Below are 17,596 nucleotides of genomic sequence, written 5' to 3'. Positions count from 1 at the left end.
CCCGGTAGCACCGCGCTATCGGGCCAAATTTTAGTGCCGCAGTGCCTCCAGTTCGTCAGCCGAAAGCCCGGTGATGAGCTGAACCAGAGCACTATCTATATCGTTTTCCAGCATGGTACGGGCAATGCGCAGGGCTTCTTGCTGAATGCCCTGTTGTAGCCCTTGCTGAACCCCCACCTGTAATCCCGCCAGATGCCCTTCTTCCCGCAGCCTCTCCGCAATCGTCATCATCTTCTCCTTCTGTTCGGGTAAACGCGCTACCGCAGCCTGGAGAAATTCATGAAAGCGCACCGCATCTCCTGACCGCAGCAAATAATTAAACAGCGCTTCCATCTGGCTGTCATTAGCACACCCTGTAACGAGCAGCAGGGCTAGCCTGTCCACTAGCCCCAGCAGATCGCGCTGACGAAAGGTGTTAATGAGCCAGTGCAACGCCGTCATTTTGCTGGAAACCGCTACGCAGAATGACGCGCCGGGGAATGCGTCTATAGTTAACTAAACGCATTAACATAAGGATATCCGCAATGAAGAAAATCAGTATCGCCATGTCGCTTGCCGCCTCCCTGCTGTTGCCTGCCGTCGCGCTGGCCGCACCGCTGGAAGGGCTGAAGTTTGAGCAGCAAAAACAGCAGGTGGTAAAAGACGTGAAGCAGAACTGTCCGGCAAGCAGTGGGCTAAGCGATTCGCAGTTTGCTAACCGCGTGCTGGAGTCGAAAGAGAATAAAACTGCGGTGCAGAGCGCCACGCGGGCGCTGGATAAGAACGATCGTTCTGCCTATGAAAAGGCGATTAAAAGCATTCAGTGCCCGACCAAGTAGCACTATAAGCAGGGCTCCCCGGCATCACTGCGTTCGGCCGGGCTACCGTTGCATTGTGTAGCCCAGGCGAGCGCAGCGACCCCGAGAAAATCAGCGCCCTTTCAGCGTATCTGCTAGCGACTGCCAGCTAAACGACTGTAGGCCAGCATAATCCAATCCTAATCCCCGCATCTGCTGCGGTAAATGGCGCTGAACTCGCGCCGTCGACTGGCTCATCAGCCCCTCACCGCCCGCATCGCGCAGCGTTTTTACCACTTCTTCCATCTCTTCACTGCGGCGTATCCCATGTTCCGCCACGCGACTAATCAGGTATCCCGGAAACGCACCGTCCCAGCCGAGAGACGGGAAGCTGGCGTGCAGCGAGGCCAGCACGTCTTCTTCCACGCCGTATTCACGTGCGGCAAACAGGCACTCGGTGGTCAGCGCCTCCAGCCCTTTTATCATCACGCTACGGCACATCTTAATGGCCGACACTTTGCCAACAACCAGACTGCCAAAGCGGGCGTTAAAGCCAAGCTGATTCAGCACATCGGTCACTGACTCCGCCTGCGGGCCGCCGACCAACAGCGGGGTTTTCATCCGCGCGGGAGGTACCGGAGCCATGACCGCCACGTCAACGTAGACGCCGGGGGAAAATGCCTGTGCCGCCTGTCGCTTGGTATCGGGTGCCACCGAGTTAAGGTCGAGAAAATACTGCCCGGCCTGCATCAACGCCGCGCTCTGTTGCGCTACCTCCAGCGCCGACCCTGCGGTGACGGTAGAGAAGACCCACGCCGCGCCGTCCAGCGCCTGCGCAAGAGAGTCCGCCACCTGCACGCCAGCCTGGTCGGCCTTCGCCAGCATCGCTTCACGCTCACCGCCGCCGAGCTTGCTATCCCAGATAACCACCTGATGCTGTGCCGCCAGTTCACTGGCCAGAATGCCGCCCGCTTCACCAAAACCAATAAACGCAATATGTCTCATCATCACTCCTTCGCAGGCCAGATGGCGGCCGGAATTAAGACCTCACCGACAAACAGAAGCCGGGCGGTGCGCACCAGGCCGCTGCCCGCCAGGCTGCCGTCATCCCGACGCTGTATCGCCACGCTGAACTCACCGGTTGGATGTTCAACGCTGACCAGCTGTTCACGCCCTTCCCCCACATTCGCCAGCCCCTGCGTCACCGCGCCCGGTAACAGGCAGGCGCTCGCCACGCTCACCGCGCCGAACACGCCAATCGACGCATGGCAGCGGTGCGGAATAAAGGTCCGGCTGCTGATAGCCCCGCCGCTACGCGGTTCGGCGATCAACGTTATTTTCGGCACGCTGCGTTGGGCGACGTCACCCAGATTCATACGCGGCCCTGCCTGCAAGCGGATGGATTCCAGCCGCAGCTTCAGTTCATCGTCTGCATCGAGCTGCTCCCGGGTTTCATAGCCCGTGCGCCCAACATCGCTGGCTCGCAGCAGAATAACCGGCATGCCGTTATCAATGCAGGTGACGTCGATGCCGTCGAAGCGGTCAACCACGCTGCCAGTAGGCAGCAGCGCACCGCAGGTCGAGCCGGCGGTATCAAGAAAGTTGAGGATAATAGGGCTGGCGCTGCCCGGTACGCCGTCAATACGTGCGTCGCCGTCGTACTTTACGCCGTCCGACAAGCAGGGGACTTCTGCCATCGCAATCTGCCCGGTGTTGACCATATGCACCCGCACCTGAGTTATCGGTACGTTAAGCGGCACCAACCCGCGTTCGATAGCAAACGGTCCCACCGCCGCCAGAATATTGCCGCAGTTCTGGCCGTAATCGACCACTGCACGCTCTACGTTGACCTGCGCAAACAGATAATCCACGTCGGCATCCGGGCGAGTTGAGCGCTGGATAATGGCCACTTTGCTGGTCAGCGGGTCGCCGCCGCCGATACCGTCAATCTGGCGGAGATCGGGCGAGCCCATCACTGCCAACAGCACCGCGTCGCGCTGCTCGGTTGATGCGGGCAGGTCTGATGCCAGAAAACAGGCCGCCTTTGAGGTTCCGCCCCGCATCCACAGGCAGGGGATTCTGCGTTGCGCCATATCAGTCCCTCACGTCCTCGGCCGAATCAAAATAGCGCAGCCCTTTCTCCGCAAGGCGCGGACGCATAGCGTAGATATCAAGCCCCAGCTCGCCGTTGCTCATCCGCTCACGCTTCGCCGTTTCATTGGCGATACGGCTCTGTGCTTTTGTCAGCACCGTATCGGCGAGAGCGTGCGGCACCACCACCACCCCGTCATCGTCCGCCACCACTACATCGCCCGGCACCACCAGTTGGCCGCCACAGGTCAGCGGCACGTTAACCGAACCGAGGGTCTCTTTGACGGTGCCCTGGGCGTAAACCTGACGCGACCACACCGCAAAGCCCATCTCACGTAGCGTCTGGGAATCACGAATGCCGATATCCCCCACCAGACCAATCACGCCTCGCGCCTGAAGTGAGGTCGCCAGCAGGTCGCCGAAGAAACCATCGCCGCAGGGAGACGTTGGCGCGACGACCAGAATATCGCCGGGCTGGCACAGCTCGACGGCCACGTGAAACATCCAGTTATCCCCCGGCGTCACCAGCACCGTTACGGCATTACCCGCGCGGCTGATGCCCTGCTGAATTGGGCGAATATCCGGGCTCATCAGCCCCTGGCGTTCGTGGGATTCATGGATTGTTGCCACGCCCGCCGCCGCAAACTGGCGCAGCTTACCGCCGTCGGTGCGCGGGATATAGCGCACGGCGATACCTTTTTTATTGAGTAAATTCATGCCAGATCCCCCGTAACGCGCGGGAAGATACTCTGGAAACCTTCCGCATGGCTGATGTCGCGTGCAGCGGTAATGCCGATATTGCGTTTTGCCTGCACGCCGCGCTGCAGCGCCACGCGGGTGTAGTATTCCCACAGATGTTCCTGTCCCTGCATGCATTGGATAGCGCGGTACTTTTTCTCCCACACGCGGGTGATATCCAGCAGTACGTCCGGCTTCCAGTTACACTGCTCCGGCTGATGCGGCTCAAAACAGTAAACCGGTGGGGCTGCCACCACCGGCTCACCGGGGCGATAGCCTTCGGCCTGGGCGATAATGCGGGCCTCCTGCGCCAGATTGGAGGCCAGCGGGTGATCGTAGTTGTACGGGTCGTGCATCGAGTGGGTCAGCACAAAGTGCGGCTGCACGCGGCGATAAACGTCCGCGAGGCGGAACAGCGTCTCTTTATCGGCACGCAGCGGGTAGTCGCCAATGTCAAAGAACTCGACGCTGGCGCCGAGGATCCCCGCCGCGGCCTGCGCTTCCTGCTGGCGATGCTGCTTCACCGTCGCCTCGGTCATGTTGCCTTTGCGCCACAGTTTGGCGGACTCACCGCGCTCGCCGTACGACAGGCAGACGATATGCACCTGGTAACCTTGTTCAACGTGCAGTGCAATAGCGCCGCCCGCGCGCCAGACGAAATCCGCCGAGTGAGCACTGACGACAAGGGCGCTTTTAGGGGTAATCAGAGTAGACATGTGGGCTTCCTTCTTGGTTTTTTTTCAGCTTGTCATGTCCAGCTCACAGCGGGTAATTCGTTAACTTGCGAAGGCTATGATTTTTATTTATGTTGGATAAAAAATACCCCGCAAAAGGCGAGCAACGGCATGTGGCAGACGAAGCACGAGAAAGGCATCAACATCATGCAGTTACGGTTCTTCTGCCAGGTCGCCAGCCGCGGCAGCGTTTCCCGTGCCGCCGACGACTTATTTCGCACCCAGTCCGCCATTACTCGTGCCATCCGCGATCTGGAAGCAGAGCTAAGCGTGACGCTGTTTGAGCGCCACTACAGCGGCATGGTGCTGACGGAATACGGCAAATGCATTTTGCCGCGCGCGCTGCGGGCGATTGGAGATTTACAGGCCATTCCCGCGCTGATGCACAAGCTCAAAGCACACACCGCGCCGCACAAGGATCTGCCCGACCCGGGTTGGCTGTTCAACACCCGTCGGCTGGAGATTTTTATTCAGCTGTACCACATCAACCATAGCCAGACCGTCGCCAACCAGCTCGGCGTGACGCAGCCAGCGATTAGCGCCGCGCTGAAGATTCTGGAGAAAGGGGCTGGTTCGCCGCTGTTTCGCCGCACGCCGGAAGGAGTTCGTCCGACCACGGCCGCCGATACGCTGTATCCGAACATCAGCCGTGCCTTGAACGAACTGGCACACATCTGGGGTGATTTAGCGGCAATACGCGGCGTACTGGAGGGAAATGTCCGCATTGGCGCGCTGCCGCTGAGTCGTACGCAGCTGCTGCCCGCCGCCATCAACGCCTTTCTGGCCCAGCATCCGGGAATCCGTGTGGTGACCAATGAAAGCCCGTACGAGTCCCTGGTGTCGGACATGCGGGCGGGAAATATCGATTTTATCATTGGCGCACTGCGCCAGCACGATGAGTTGCCAGAGCTCACCTGCCAGCCGCTGTTTGAAGAGGAAATGCTGATTCTGGTGTGCAACGATCACCCGCTGCTCAACCACCCAGACCCGCTAAGCCAGCTCGCCTGCGCCCAGTGGGTGCTGCCGCGCAGCAATGCCCCGGCGCGGCATCTTCTGGATAAAGCCTTTGCCGCCCTCGGCCTGCCGCAGCCGCAGCCGGTAGTCGAAACCGGTGATGCCGCGATGGTGCGCGGCCTGTTGCTCGGTTCACCGCTGCTGGCCGCCGTTTCCGCCAGCCAGATGCGCTTTGAAATAGATAACCACCTGCTGACCATCCTGCCGGTGAAGCTGCCCAATACGCAGCGGCGCATTGGGCTGACCTTCCGCGAAGGCAGTCTGCCCTCGCCTGCTACCCAAACGTTGGTGAACTTTATTCATCAGCAGGTGGCCGCGACGCCTGATGGCGCTACGCTTATCAGGCCGGCAAAAACACCGCCAGCTAATTAGCCGGTGCTTTTGTACCCGCCACTGAATAGGTCACCTGCTGGTTGCGGGTTTTCTGGAACTCGTCGAGCGTCTGCCCCCGCATGGCGGCGTAGATATGCAGGTTCGACACCCCCACCACCGCGCCCATTTTCTCCAGCAGGAAGAAGCTGGCACCGTACTGAATCAGCCCTCGCCAGTCCCGCGTCATCAGCAGCTTCTGCTCCTCCTCGCTTAACGCCGCCTCGGCAAACAGCGCCTGCGGTTCGTTGAGGAAACGCTCGCGCCACGCGGGCTGCGTCAGCTTGTGCAGAAAGGCATTCAGCCGCATACCGTTGAGGCTGCGCTCGTGGGTGAACGGATAGGTGCCGGGAAGCTTTTCCACGCCCGCAAGCTGGCGCGCCATATGCTGACGATGACGCGTAAGCGTATCGACCGGCGGCAGCCGCGCATGGTTTTCCAGGATCAGCGTGGCGATACCGGTCATCGATGGCAGGTAATAATCACGCCAGGTTTCAGTGACGTTGGCCGACAGCGCGCCGCGCATCACCAGCCACATGATCACCTCCGAGCCCTCCATACCACCAAGCTCGGCGTATTCCGCCAGCGTCATCTCGGTCAGCTTCTCCGGGTCGTTCACCAGCATATCGATAAACTGCGCGTCCCATTCGGTGTTGTTAAACCCACAGCGCTCGCCGTGCACCTGGTGCGACAACCCGCCGGTCGCCACGATGGCGACGTTGATATCCTCCGGGAAGCTCTCAATCGCCCGGCGCAGCGCCTGACCAAGCTTGTAGCAGCGCCGCGCGCTCGGCACCGGAAACTGCAGTACGCCAATTTGCAGCGGCACCACTTTGGTCGGCCATTCGCCGCTCTGCCACGGCAGCAGCGCCGAAAGCGGCGAGAACAGGCCGTGGTCGAGCTTCTTGTTCATAAAGAACGACATGTCGAACTCGTCCGCCATCAGGCTGCTGCCGATATGGCGCGAGAGCGCGGCGTTGCCTTTGATTGGCGGTAGGCTGCGCGGGCCGCCGCCTTCGTCCGCCACACCGTATTCGTTATCAATACCCAGCGCGAAGGTCGAGTAGTGGTCGAAGAAAAAAGCGGTTACATGGTCGTTGAAGATATAGACCAGCGCATCCGGTTTTTTCTCGTCGAGCCAGCGCTGCAAAGGCTCGAAGCTTTCGAAAATCGGTGCCCACGCCGCATCATGCTGTTTATGATGATCGACTGCGAAGCCGATGGTCGGGGTATGAGAGACGGCAATACCGCCAATAATTCTAGCCATAACGGAACTCCACTTATCGATGATGGGCAGCGTTTGGTAGCGCCACATCGCCCGCCGTACGCCCACTCTGCGCGGCGTTACGCTGATTCATACGGTGCAGCAGAATACAGGCTGCCGCGAGGCAGGCCGGCAGCGCCAGCACCAGGAAAATTGACGAGTGCCCCGGCACCGCCAGCATGATTACGCCCCCCAGCGTTGAGCTTAAAATCGCTCCGATACGCCCAATGCCGTGCATCCAACTCACGCCGGTAGCGCGAATTTCGGTTTGATAGAAGGCTGGCGAGTAGGCCTGAAGGCCGTTTTGCGCGCCGTTAATACACATCCCGCTCACGAAAATCAGCACCGACAGCGCCGCTGAACCAAAGTCCATCAGCCCCTGGGACAGCAGACACAGACAGCCAATAAAATACGTTGCCGCAATGACCACTTTTGCCGAGGTGCGGTCCATCAGGTAGCCCACCAGAATGCCGCCGATCGGGCCGCCAAGCTGGAACAGGCCGGTGATAATCGCCGCCTGCTGCAACGACAGACCGCCGGAGCGCAGAATGGTCGGCAACCAGCCGTTCAGCAAGTAAATCACGAACAGTCCCATAAAATAGGTCAGCCACAGCGCGACGGTGCCGCGCGCGTAACCACCGCGGAACAGCTGAATCACCTTCGCGTGGCGGGAAATTTGCGGCGTACTCAGGGTAAACAACGTGTTAGCGGCAAACTGGCCGCCCAGGCGGTTCAGCACGCGGGCAATCTCAGCTCCCGGCACGCGCCGCGCCACCATGTTCATCGCCGATTCCGGCAGCATCACCAGCATAAACGGCAGCACCACCAGCGGCAGTACGCCGCCGAAGATCAGCGCCGAATGCCAGCTGTAGTGCGACAGCAGCGCCGCGGCGATAAATCCGCCGAGCCCAGAGCCGACGTTAAACCCGCTGTACATTAGCGTAATCATCAATCCTTTACGCCGCTCAGGCATGTATTCCGCCACCAGGGTCACACAGTTTGGCATCACCGCACCAAGACCGAGCCCGGTTAAAAAGCGCAGCAGCGCCAGTTGGGTAGGCGTTTGCGCCATTGCCGCCGCCAGGCTGAAGACGCCGAACAGCGCCACCGAGGACAGCAGAATGCGCTTACGCCCGTAGCGGTCAGCGAGCGGCCCGGCAATCAGTGCACCCAGCGCTACGCCGAACATCGCCGCGCCCAGAATAGGCCCCAGCGCCGCGCGGCTGATGCCCCAGTCTTCCAGCAGCGCCGGGGCGATAAAGCCCATCACTGCCGCGTCATAGCCGTCGAGCATGATAATCACGAAACAGAGAAACAAAATTTTCCACTGAAAGCGCGAGATTGGTCGGGCATCAATCCACGCTTTTACATCTACACCGGTCGAGAGGCTCATAGGGTTACGTCCTTAAAGAGGAGGTATGAATGTTCTGGTTTGTGTTATTGGATGAACGTTCAGCCCACGTTAAGGCAGTCGCCCGACGCTGTCCGGTTCAAAAATCCGCGGGTGGGTATGAGTTATTTTTATATTGTGAGCGGCGTGGCAAAACAATGGGAGGGAATAAACGCCCGCAGCCTGGCAGCGGCGGGCGACAGGATTAGCGTCTATGCATCTCTGGAATAATCAGATCGCCGCGAAAAGCGTGGTTGCCCGGAGACTGGGTTTTCTCTTCCAGCCAGTGAACAATGCGCGCGGCAATAGCATCCATCGAGTATTCGATGGCCGGAATGGTTGGAATGCCCGGCAGGTGCAGCGTCCCCGCAAGGCTGAAGACCATCACATCTTCCGGAACGCGTTTATTGAACGCCAGAAGCTGGGGGATCACCCGCTGCGCTTCCTGTTCATCGGCCACCAGCAGCGCATTAAAGTTGACGGTGCTGGCGTTGTTCAGCAGTTCCTGCAACGCCACGGTCGAAGAGTTGCTGTCCATAAACACCAGGTTGCGATTAAACGGCAGAAAGTTTTTCTCCAGCCCCTGCTTGTAGCCCAGCAGCACGTCGTCGACAAAACCGCTGCCCAACGGCTGAATCAGCGCAATCTGGCGACGACCCTGGCTCGCAAGGTAGTTACAGGCGGTTTCCGCGGCAAAAACGTGGTCAAACTGGATGCTGTTGGTGTTTTCCGCTTCAGGGCAGTCAATCAACACCACGTTGTCGCTATCGACCTCCAGCGGGAAACGCGCGCCGATCACCAGCACGTCATCGCACAGCCCGCTAGTTAATTCATCCAGTGCCGACATCACGCCGGTTCGCGTATTGGCAAAGCGCAGCAGCAGGTGTTTTTGGTGCTGGCTAAACTGCTTTTCCAGCGCGTAGAGATAGCCGGTGGTCTGGTTAATATTCTCCATGGCGCAAATGACGCCAATGCAGCCGGTAGACTGACTCAGCAGCGATTGGGCAATCACATTGGGCCGATAATTGAGTTCATCAACCGCGCGTAAAACTGCAAGCCGGCTGGCCTCTTTTACTCCTCGTGAACCGCTCAACACACGTGAAACTGTGGCCTTAGACACTCCGGCCAGACGTGATACATCGTTGATTGTAGACATCATTCTCCCCTGAAAAGGCACACGAGTTGCCCTGTAAATCCTCGGTACAACAACGGCTCAAATTATAGCTGCCGACAGTATATCCGTTTCCCTTTTCCCATGGAAACCGATTATCCATTTGATGTCCATTTCACCTCAAAACGACAATTTTATGTGAGCCAGGACGAAATAATTAGTCTCATAAGCATGAGAAATTGATGGATATCACAGTTCTAAGTTTTATGAATAGAAACCGGTTTCAGTTTCATATCAAATCACGATCGCAACAACTTTTTACATTTAGAGGATGGTCGTAGATGTACAAAATTATGCTCTGCTGCTCCGCCGGAATGTCGACCAGCATGCTGGTCAGAAAAATGGTGGAAGCCGCGCAGGAACGGGACTTGCCGGTAAAAATTGATGCCTATGGCGTGTCCGAATTTGACATCCAGTACCCGCAATATCAGGTGGTGTTACTGGGTCCACAGGTGAAGTACATGTTAAAAAGTTTGTCAGAAAAGGCCGCCACCCAAAATATTCCCGTCCAGGCGATTGATACCATGGATTATGGAATGCAACGGGGTGACAAAGTACTCGATTACGCTCTGTCGCTGATTTCCGCAGCGCACTAAAAGGGTTTCCAAATGAGTTCTCTTTATCAATCCATGGTTGCCGTTATTGAGCAATCCATTACCCCGCTGGCCGGCCGTCTCGGACAGCAAAAATATGTCATCGCCATTCGCGATGGTTTTACCGCCGCGCTGCCGTTTATGATAATCGGCTCGTTCATGCTGGTGTTTATTTTCCCACCGTTCTCACCGGATACGACCAACGGTTTTGCCCGCGGCTGGCTCGATTTCTCCGCTCACTATCGCGATCAGCTGATGCTGCCGTTTAACCTCAGCATGGGCGTGATGACCTTCTTTATCTCCGTCGGTATCGGGGCAAGCCTTGGTCGTCAGTTTAACCTCGACCCGGTGATGTCCGGCCTGCTGGCGTTTATGGCCTTCCTGCTGGTTGCCGCGCCGTACGCAGACGGTAAGATTTCCACCCAGTATCTGTCTGGTCAGGGGATTTTCACCGCGCTGATTACCGCGATTTACTCCACCCGCGTGTACGCCTGGCTTAAGCAGAACAACGTCACCATTCGCCTGCCAAAAGAGGTCCCGACCGGCGTGGCGCGTTCATTCGAGATCCTGATTCCGGTTCTGGTGGTGATTGGTACGCTGCACCCGCTGAACCTGTTCATTGAAGCGCAGACCGGTATGATTCTGCCGCAGGCGATTATGCACGTACTGGCCCCGCTGGTTTCTGCTTCTGATTCTCTGCCCGCGATCCTGCTGTCGGTGCTGATGTGCCAGATTTTCTGGTTTGCCGGGATCCACGGCTCGCTGATTGTCACCGGGATCATGAACCCATTCTGGATGGCGAACCTCTCTGCCAACCAGGCCGCGCTGGCTGCGGGCACCGTTCTGCCGCACGTCTACCTGCAAGGTTTCTGGGATCACTACCTGCTGATTGGCGGCGTAGGCTGTACCTTACCGCTGGCGTTCCTGCTGCTGCGTAGCCGCGTCGCGCACCTGCGTACCATCGGTAAAATGGGCGTCGTCCCAAGCTTCTTTAATATCAACGAACCGATTCTGTTCGGCGCGCCGATTATTATGAACCCGATGATGTTTATTCCGTTTGTCTGTATTCCAATGGTTAACGCCGTTCTCGCCTATACCGCTACCCGTCTCGGCTGGCTGGCACAGGTGGTTTCGCTGACGCCGTGGACCACGCCTGCGCCTATCGGTGCTTCCTGGGCAGCAAACTGGGCATTAAGTCCGGTGGTGATGTGCGTTATCTGTATGCTGGTCTCTGCGGCCATGTATTTACCATTCCTGCGCGCCTACGAGCGTTCATTAATGAAAACTGAAGAGCAGAAATTAAAAACGGCATCGCCATTAGCGGAAACCGTTAGTTAAATCAGATTAATTTAATATTAAGCATTAATATATTATTTCCGCCCTGTTCTTATTATGACTTTAAATAGTTAGGGGATCTTATTATGGTTAGGTTAGAGGACGCGGTAATGGAAATAATCATTAACGCAGGCCAGTCCCGATCGCTATGTTTCGAAGCGCTGCACGCCGCGCGCCAGGGCGAAATGGAGGAAGCCAGAAATCTCCTGCGGGAAGCCGATGGCTACGCCCGTCAGGCACACCATATGCAAACCAAGCTTATCGAGCAGGATGCAGGTGAAGCGCGGCAGCCCATGACCTTAATTATGGTTCACGCGCAGGACCACTTAATGAACTCATTACTCGCTCGTGAGCTTTCTGAAGAAATTATTCACCTTTATCAACGTTGATATTTAATTTCATTTAACTACGGAGACGTTAATTACGCTAATTATTTAATTGTACCCTACACCATAAAATATAAAATCAGCTTGTTCTGGTGGCGATAGCGAATATCCACCTGAACGGGATGGTTATTGTCTGAAAATATAATTAATTAATTTGAGATAACCATGAAAACTGTAAAAAAACTTCCTTTAGCTATGGCGGTTATTGCCGCACTTTGCCCGCTTTCCTCTGTAATGGCACAAGAATTTACTCAGGAACAAATCGACGCCATCGTGGCCAAGGCCGTCGATAAAGCCCTGGCTGACCGCCAGGCCAAAATGGATGCCGCCCAGGCCAAAAAGGTGGATCTGGAAACCAACCCACAAAGCGCCGCGCAGACGCCAGACATGGCGGTGCCGTTTGGTCTGAAGTTCAGCGGCTACGCGCGCTACGGCGCACACTTCCAGGCAGGCGACCAGAAATACGTCGGCGTGGACGGTTCCTATAACGGCGCCTCGGCTATTGGCCGTCTGGGTAACGAAGGGAACGGCGGTGAATTCCAGTTAACCAAAGCCTTTAAGAGCAGCAAAGGCGCTATCTGGGATATCAACGTTATGTTCGACCACTGGAGTGACGAAGTTAACCTGAAAAAAGCCTACGTTGGCGTGACCAACGTGCTGGAATCGAACCCTAACGCCTATATCTGGGCAGGCCGCGACTTCCACCAGCGTCCGCAACAGGGTATCAACGACTACTTCTGGATGAACCACGACGGCCAGGGCGCAGGGGTGAAAAACTTTGACGTCGGCGGCGTGCAGTTCGACGTTGCCACCGTGGCACAGGTGAAATCCTGTAGCCCGGAAGTGATGGCCGATGAGTCGAACCCATCGCGCATCACCTGTACCGGTAACTCTGATACCGGCGACAACGGCCACTACGCACTGACCACCAAAACCCACAACATCAAAGCAGGCCCGATTGACGTTGAGGTTTACGCCAACTACGGCTTCGACTCCAAAGCGGTGGATAACGACCAGCAGCTGGATGCCTGGCAGGGCGGCCTGCTGTTAAGCCACACCAACAGCGACGACAGCGGCGTGAACAAGGTTATCCTGCGCTACTCCGATAACTCGGATAACAGCGTGTTTAACAAAACCGACGGCCTGACCGCTATCTACGCCAGCTTCGAGGGTAACTATAAGTTCACCCAGCAGGCGCAGGTGGAATACCTGTTAGCCTTCCACGACTATGACAACAGCAAAGACAACACCGACAACCGTAAAAACTACGGCGCCATTGTTCGTCCAATGTACTTCTGGAACGACGTGCACTCCACCTGGCTGGAAGCGGGCTACCAGCGCGTAGATTACGATCAGGGCGGTGATAACCACGGCTGGAAACTGACGCTGTCGCAGAACATCGCGATTGGTATGGGGCCGGAATTCCGTCCAATGCTGCGCTTCTACGTGACCGGTGGTCAGGTTGATAACAAGCGTACGGCGAAGGTGAACGGAACGCAGGACGAGCAGTTGGATTCGCTGAACTTCGGCGGCATGTTTGAAGCCTGGTTCTAAGTTAGCGTGATAAACCCTCTCTCCTCTTTTACGGGGAGGGTTGGGGTGAGGGTTTGACTTTCGAGCCAACATACACCCCTCACTCTCACCTTCTCCCTAAAGGGGGAGAGGGGGACCTTCTTTGTTGATGTGCCCTCTTTTTCCCCTCACCCTAACCCTCTCCCCAAAGGGGCGAGGGGACCGTTTTGTGCAGGATTTTCCTGCCGAGCTTATCAGCGGCACCAATGTACTCCCTCTCCCTTTTTAAGGGAGAGGGCTGGGGTGAGGGTTTTTATTTCTGCCCCAACCGCTTCGCCACGCGCTCCAGCTTCATCATCAACAGCAGCGTCATTGCCACCAGCACGATGGTCAGCGCCGCGCCGTCGGCGATATTGCCGCGATCGGTCAGGCTAAAAATAGCCACCGGCAGCGTGGTCCAGCCCGGCGGGTAAATCATCATCGTCGCGCCCAACTCCCCCATCGATAGCGACAGACTCAACGCCAACGCCGACACCATCCACGGCATCAGCAACGGCAGCGTGACGTGGCGCAGGCGATACCACGGCGATGCGCCAAGACTTGAAGCGACGTTTTCAATATCGGCGGAAACCCGCGCCAGCCCGGTGGAAACGTTGCTAAAGGTGAACGCGGAGATCAGCACAAAGTGCGCCACCAGCACAATCCACAGCGTGCCGTTCATCTGCAGCGGCCCTTGGCTGAAGGCCACCAGAATGCCAAGTCCGACGGAGACCGAAGGAATGGCGCTCGGCAAGTAGAACAGCATACTCAGCCCCTTTTGCACCTTACCGCCGTACTGGCGCAGCGCCAGCGCCGCCCAGACGCCGCATAGCAGCGCAAACAGGCTGGCGCAAAAACCGATAATCAGGCTGGCGAGCAGAGCATCCCACGCCGCGCCGCGAAAGGCATTCACAAAGTGGTTCAGCGTGAAGCCGCTCGGGAGAATGCCGTTCCACTGCTGGCTCAGGCTGGACATTAAAATCACCGCCAGCGGCAGGAAAAAGAAGACGCTAGCAAGCGTGGTAGCCACTATGCCTGCCGCGACGCGCCCTTTGCGCGACCAAATCAACATGGTTAACCCCTTACGCCCGTGCGCGCGGCCGCCAGGCGATAGAGCGAGAACAGCCCCAGCGACAGCACAATGTTAATCAACGCGATCATACAGGCGACGCTGTAGTCAGATTCCAGAATCGCTTTGCTGTAAACCATCATCGGTAGCGTATTAACCCCTTTCGCGCCGATAAACAGCACGATGCCGAACTCGTTGGTGGTTAGCAGCAGACACAGACTGCCGCCCGCCATCAGCGCCGGTAGCGCCGCCGGAAAAATCACCTGCGCAATTACCCGCAGCGGGTGCGCGCCGAGAATACTGGCCGCCTCAAGCTGGCTTTTATCAATCTGGCGCAGCGCCGCCATCAGCGGACGCATCACCAGCGGCGTGAAGACGGTGATCTCCGCCAGAATCACGCCCTGCATCGAATAGAGGAAATCGACCGGCGGCAGGTCGAAGGCGAACAGATGCATCAGCGTGCCGTTGAGCAGCCCCGCCGAGCCATAAATAAAGGTGAAGGCCAGGGTAATCAGAAACGTGGGCAGCGCGATAAAGGTGTCCACCACCCGACCAATCAGTTCGCTGCCGGGAAATGGGATAAACACCAGAATCAGCGACAGCACGCTGCCCAGTAGCAGACAGCCTGCAGTGGCGGTCAGCGCAATTTGCAGGGTGTTCATCAGCGCGCTGACAAAGCGCCGGGAACCCACCACCTGCCAGAAGGTGTCCAGACCGACGTTGCCGTTGACGTCGCGCAGCGCCTGCTCGACGATAAGCGACAGAGGCCAGAAGAACAGCGTGGTCAACACCAGCAGCGGCAACAGCAGCCATAACATTGGGCGCAGGTTGGGCAGCGGTTTGGTCTGGGTCAGAGAGAGCGACATCGTTATACCTCAATCAAAACCGCGTCATCGGGTTCAAACCACAGCGCCAGCTTATCGCCGGGCTTCGGCAGCGGGTCCACGTGCGTCAGGACGATACGCACCGCTTCACCCGCCACATCGCACAGCAGATGGGTGAGATCGCCCTGCCAGTGCAGCGATTGCAGCGTGGCGTTAAAGCGGTTGCTGGCGGCGGAGCGCGGCGTCAGGCTCAGGTGCTGCGGGCGAATGCACAGCAGCTTGTTATAGCCGTGGTGGCTGCCCTGGCTGAAGGCGCGGATTACCGTGCCGCCGCAGCTCACGTCCACCAGCCCTGGCGCATCCGTGATGCCCAGCGCCGTGGCGGAGAGAATATTGGCGCGCCCTAAAAACTCGGCGGCAAAGCGATTCGGCGGATGACGATACAGCGCGCGGGTTTCGCCGTGGGCGATCATCGAGCCGTCCTTCATGATGCCGATTTTATCCGCCAGGGTGAGCGCTTCGGTCTGGTCGTGGGTGACGTAGAGAATGGTGAGTTCCGGCAGTTCACGGTGCAGGCGGGCAATTTCTTCCACCATGTTGTGGCGAATCTGCGCGTCCAGCGCCGAGAGCGGTTCATCCAGCAGCAGCACCCGTGGGCGCACAGCAATGGCGCGGGCAATTGCCACGCGCTGCTGCTGGCCGCCGGAAAGCTGATGCGGATAACGGGTGGCATAATCGCTCATGCCGACCGTTTTCAGCGCCTGGTTCACGCGTTCATTAATCAGCGCCTTGGGCTGCTTTTGTGCCCGCAGGCCGAAGGCGACGTTATCTTCCACCTTCATATGTGGGAACAGCGCGTAGTTCTGTACCACCATCGCCAGCCCGCGCTTGTAAGGCGGAAGCTGGGTCACATCCGTATCGCCGATAAGAATGCGACCGCCCGCAGGCTGGACAAAGCCCGCCACCGCGCGCAGCACCGTGGTTTTTCCGGAGCCGGAAGGGCCAATCAGCGCCAGTACTTCGCCGGGTTCAATCGTCAAAGAGAGCGGTTTAAGCACCACATTACCGTGGTACGCCACACGCAGCGAGTCGAGGACTATCCCCGAGGTCCCCTGCATGGCAGGGGTCGGAATGGCGGTCGTTTTCATCAGCATCAGACTTACTCGCTATCGGTCACTTTATGCCAGCGGGAGATGTCTGCCGACAACGAGACGGCAACGTCATCCCAGTTTGGCTGCCAGCTCTGCACGCCCGCCATCGCGGCGGTTGCCGCTTTGTAGTGGTCGTCGCTCGGCGTCACGTCGCTACGCACCGGCATCCCCCAGGAGAGTGCGCTGACGCTAGTTTGCGCCTCTTTACTCAGCAGGAAATTAATCAGCTTTTTGCCGTTTTCACTTTCCGGCGCGCCCTGGACTAAGCCAACCACGTACGGGATAGCCAGCGCGCTGCGCTCGCCTTTGTCGTTTGCCGGCCAGAAGATTTTCACGTTCGGGTTACGTTCCATCTGCGCGAGGTTCATCTGCAGGTCGCCGTTTGCCACATACAGTTCGCCTTTATTGACCAGCGCGGTCAGCTTGCCGGTAGAGGCAGATGGCCCGACGTTGTTGGCCTGTAGCTTGCCGAGGTAATCAAACCCGGCGTCTTTGCTGCCGAAGCTGTGGAAGGCTTGCAGCATCACCGCCGTGCCGTCAGCGGCCTGGCCTGGGGTGGAGTACTGCAGTTTATTTTTGAACTGGCCGTCGAGCAGGCTCTGCCAGGTGGCCGGGGCGGTTTTTAGCACCTTGCCATTGTAGATAAAGCTCAGGTAGTTCTTCACCAGCGGCGAATAGAAGTCGTTGGCATCCGGAATCGCACTGGCGGCATCGGTTTTAAAACTCGCCAGCAGTTTTTCAGACGCGGCGCGCTGAATGAACGGCGGTGCAGTCACCAGCACGTCGGCCTGCGGGTTGGTGCGCTCTTTCGCCAGGCGCTCAACCACCACGCCTCCACCGCCTTCAACGTAGCGTACGGTAATGCCGGTCGCTTTGGTGAACGCGTCGAACTGCGCCTGATACCAGCTGTTGTCGCCATCGTGCAGCCCGTCGATGGAGTAAACCGTGACCACCGATTCCGCCCATGTCGGGGCGCTGGCGAGGGCGAAAACAGACAGCAGAGCAAGTCGGGAAAGTTTCATCGTGTTAGCCTCATAGCGTGCGTTTTGTGTTTCTGGCCTATACCAGATTTGCTTTTTACGCTAAACGGCTTTTGTGACAATACGATGAAGGATTTGTTGATAGACGAATCGGTAGGAT

Annotated in this window: 18 protein-coding genes; 6 read left to right on the top strand and 12 right to left on the bottom strand. The window is 57.8% G+C overall.

Features of this window, described 5'->3' with window-relative positions; translation table 11 throughout:
* Positions 1-30: 30 nt before the first annotated feature.
* Positions 31-441, bottom strand: a complete 411-nt coding sequence (locus MY052_RS00365; RefSeq protein ID WP_248538010.1) for an Rpn family recombination-promoting nuclease/putative transposase — start codon at positions 439-441, stop codon at positions 31-33.
* 83 nt (positions 442-524) lie between these two features.
* Here MY052_RS00365 and MY052_RS00360 point away from each other — a divergent pair, with 83 nt between their 5' ends.
* Positions 525-818, top strand: a complete 294-nt coding sequence (locus MY052_RS00360; protein WP_123651002.1) for a YicS family protein — start codon at positions 525-527, stop codon at positions 816-818.
* 90 nt (positions 819-908) lie between these two features.
* Here the strand turns inward: MY052_RS00360 and MY052_RS00355 are convergent, their stop codons facing one another.
* From MY052_RS00355 to galB, 4 genes are read right to left on the bottom strand one after another with little or no spacing between them, the layout of a single operon-like run.
* Entirely contained in the window at positions 909-1,781 is an 873-nt protein-coding gene (locus MY052_RS00355) for an NAD(P)-dependent oxidoreductase (RefSeq protein ID WP_248538982.1), read from the bottom strand.
* A 2-nt stretch (positions 1,782-1,783) separates the two neighbouring features.
* Positions 1,784-2,869: a 4-oxalomesaconate tautomerase gene (locus MY052_RS00350; protein ID WP_248538009.1), complete on the bottom strand. Its 1,086-nt coding sequence runs from the start codon at positions 2,867-2,869 to the stop codon at positions 1,784-1,786.
* 1 nt (position 2,870) lies between these two features.
* Positions 2,871-3,584 carry a 4-carboxy-4-hydroxy-2-oxoadipate aldolase/oxaloacetate decarboxylase gene (locus MY052_RS00345; RefSeq protein ID WP_248538008.1) on the bottom strand — a complete coding sequence of 238 codons (714 nt, stop codon included), beginning with the start codon at positions 3,582-3,584 and terminating at the stop codon, positions 2,871-2,873.
* Positions 3,581-4,321, bottom strand: coding sequence for a PIG-L deacetylase family protein (galB, locus tag MY052_RS00340; protein ID WP_248538007.1), 741 nt, complete (start codon positions 4,319-4,321; stop codon positions 3,581-3,583). The genes MY052_RS00345 and galB overlap by 4 nt, the downstream gene beginning before the upstream one ends.
* A 129-nt stretch (positions 4,322-4,450) precedes the next feature.
* Here galB and MY052_RS00335 point away from each other — a divergent pair, with 129 nt between their 5' ends.
* Entirely contained in the window at positions 4,451-5,725 is a 1,275-nt protein-coding gene (locus tag MY052_RS00335; protein ID WP_248538006.1) for a LysR family transcriptional regulator, read from the top strand.
* Here the strand turns inward: MY052_RS00335 and MY052_RS00330 are convergent.
* The 3 genes from MY052_RS00330 to MY052_RS00320 form a co-directional block, all read right to left on the bottom strand.
* Positions 5,718-6,989: a gallate dioxygenase gene (locus MY052_RS00330; RefSeq protein WP_248538005.1), complete on the bottom strand. Its 1,272-nt coding sequence runs from the start codon at positions 6,987-6,989 to the stop codon at positions 5,718-5,720. The two genes, MY052_RS00335 and MY052_RS00330, sit on opposite strands and share 8 nt — an antisense overlap.
* Before the next feature lie 13 nt (positions 6,990-7,002).
* On the bottom strand, positions 7,003-8,379 hold the full coding sequence (locus MY052_RS00325) for an MFS transporter (RefSeq protein ID WP_248538004.1): 1,377 nt from the start codon (positions 8,377-8,379) through the stop codon (positions 7,003-7,005).
* Between the two features lie 202 nt (positions 8,380-8,581).
* The gene (locus MY052_RS00320) at positions 8,582-9,532 is read right to left on the bottom strand and encodes a LacI family DNA-binding transcriptional regulator (RefSeq protein ID WP_035896234.1); all 951 of its coding nucleotides are present in this window, start codon (positions 9,530-9,532) and stop codon (positions 8,582-8,584) included.
* 296 nt (positions 9,533-9,828) lie between these two features.
* On the opposite strand from MY052_RS00320, the gene MY052_RS00315 reads away from it, so the two are divergent.
* From MY052_RS00315 to MY052_RS00300, 4 genes are all read left to right on the top strand, one after another.
* A complete protein-coding gene (locus MY052_RS00315) occupies positions 9,829-10,143 on the top strand; it encodes a PTS sugar transporter subunit IIB (protein WP_035896235.1) in 315 nt (104 codons plus the stop codon).
* A 12-nt stretch (positions 10,144-10,155) separates the two neighbouring features.
* Positions 10,156-11,478, top strand: a complete 1,323-nt coding sequence (locus MY052_RS00310; protein ID WP_202216927.1) for a PTS sugar transporter subunit IIC — start codon at positions 10,156-10,158, stop codon at positions 11,476-11,478.
* A gap of 83 nt (positions 11,479-11,561) precedes the next feature.
* A complete protein-coding gene (locus MY052_RS00305; protein ID WP_147281519.1) occupies positions 11,562-11,864 on the top strand; it encodes a PTS lactose/cellobiose transporter subunit IIA in 303 nt (100 codons plus the stop codon).
* 162 nt (positions 11,865-12,026) lie between these two features.
* Entirely contained in the window at positions 12,027-13,415 is a 1,389-nt protein-coding gene (locus MY052_RS00300; RefSeq protein ID WP_035896238.1) for a carbohydrate porin, read from the top strand.
* A 271-nt stretch (positions 13,416-13,686) separates the two neighbouring features.
* Here MY052_RS00300 and phnV read toward each other — a convergent pair whose 3' ends face one another.
* Genes phnV through phnS form a run of 4 tightly spaced genes read right to left on the bottom strand, consistent with a single transcriptional unit; the run spans position 13,687 to position 17,478 of the window.
* On the bottom strand, positions 13,687-14,484 hold the full coding sequence (gene phnV / locus MY052_RS00295) for a 2-aminoethylphosphonate ABC transport system, membrane component PhnV (protein ID WP_035895050.1): 798 nt from the start codon (positions 14,482-14,484) through the stop codon (positions 13,687-13,689).
* A gap of 2 nt (positions 14,485-14,486) precedes the next feature.
* Complete coding sequence (phnU, locus tag MY052_RS00290; RefSeq protein WP_035895048.1) at positions 14,487-15,347, bottom strand: 2-aminoethylphosphonate ABC transporter permease subunit; 861 nt, start codon at positions 15,345-15,347, stop codon at positions 14,487-14,489.
* 2 nt (positions 15,348-15,349) lie between these two features.
* The gene (gene phnT / locus MY052_RS00285) at positions 15,350-16,459 is read right to left on the bottom strand and encodes a 2-aminoethylphosphonate ABC transport system ATP-binding subunit PhnT (protein WP_248538003.1); all 1,110 of its coding nucleotides are present in this window, start codon (positions 16,457-16,459) and stop codon (positions 15,350-15,352) included.
* A gap of 5 nt (positions 16,460-16,464) precedes the next feature.
* The gene (gene phnS, locus MY052_RS00280; protein WP_035895044.1) at positions 16,465-17,478 is read right to left on the bottom strand and encodes a 2-aminoethylphosphonate ABC transporter substrate-binding protein; all 1,014 of its coding nucleotides are present in this window, start codon (positions 17,476-17,478) and stop codon (positions 16,465-16,467) included.
* Positions 17,479-17,596 lie beyond the last annotated feature (118 nt).

Origin of the sequence: Kluyvera ascorbata (assembly GCF_023195735.1) — a bacterium.
GTDB classification, from domain to species: Bacteria; Pseudomonadota; Gammaproteobacteria; order Enterobacterales; family Enterobacteriaceae; genus Kluyvera; species Kluyvera ascorbata.
This window is presented reverse-complemented; position numbering and strand designations above follow the sequence as displayed.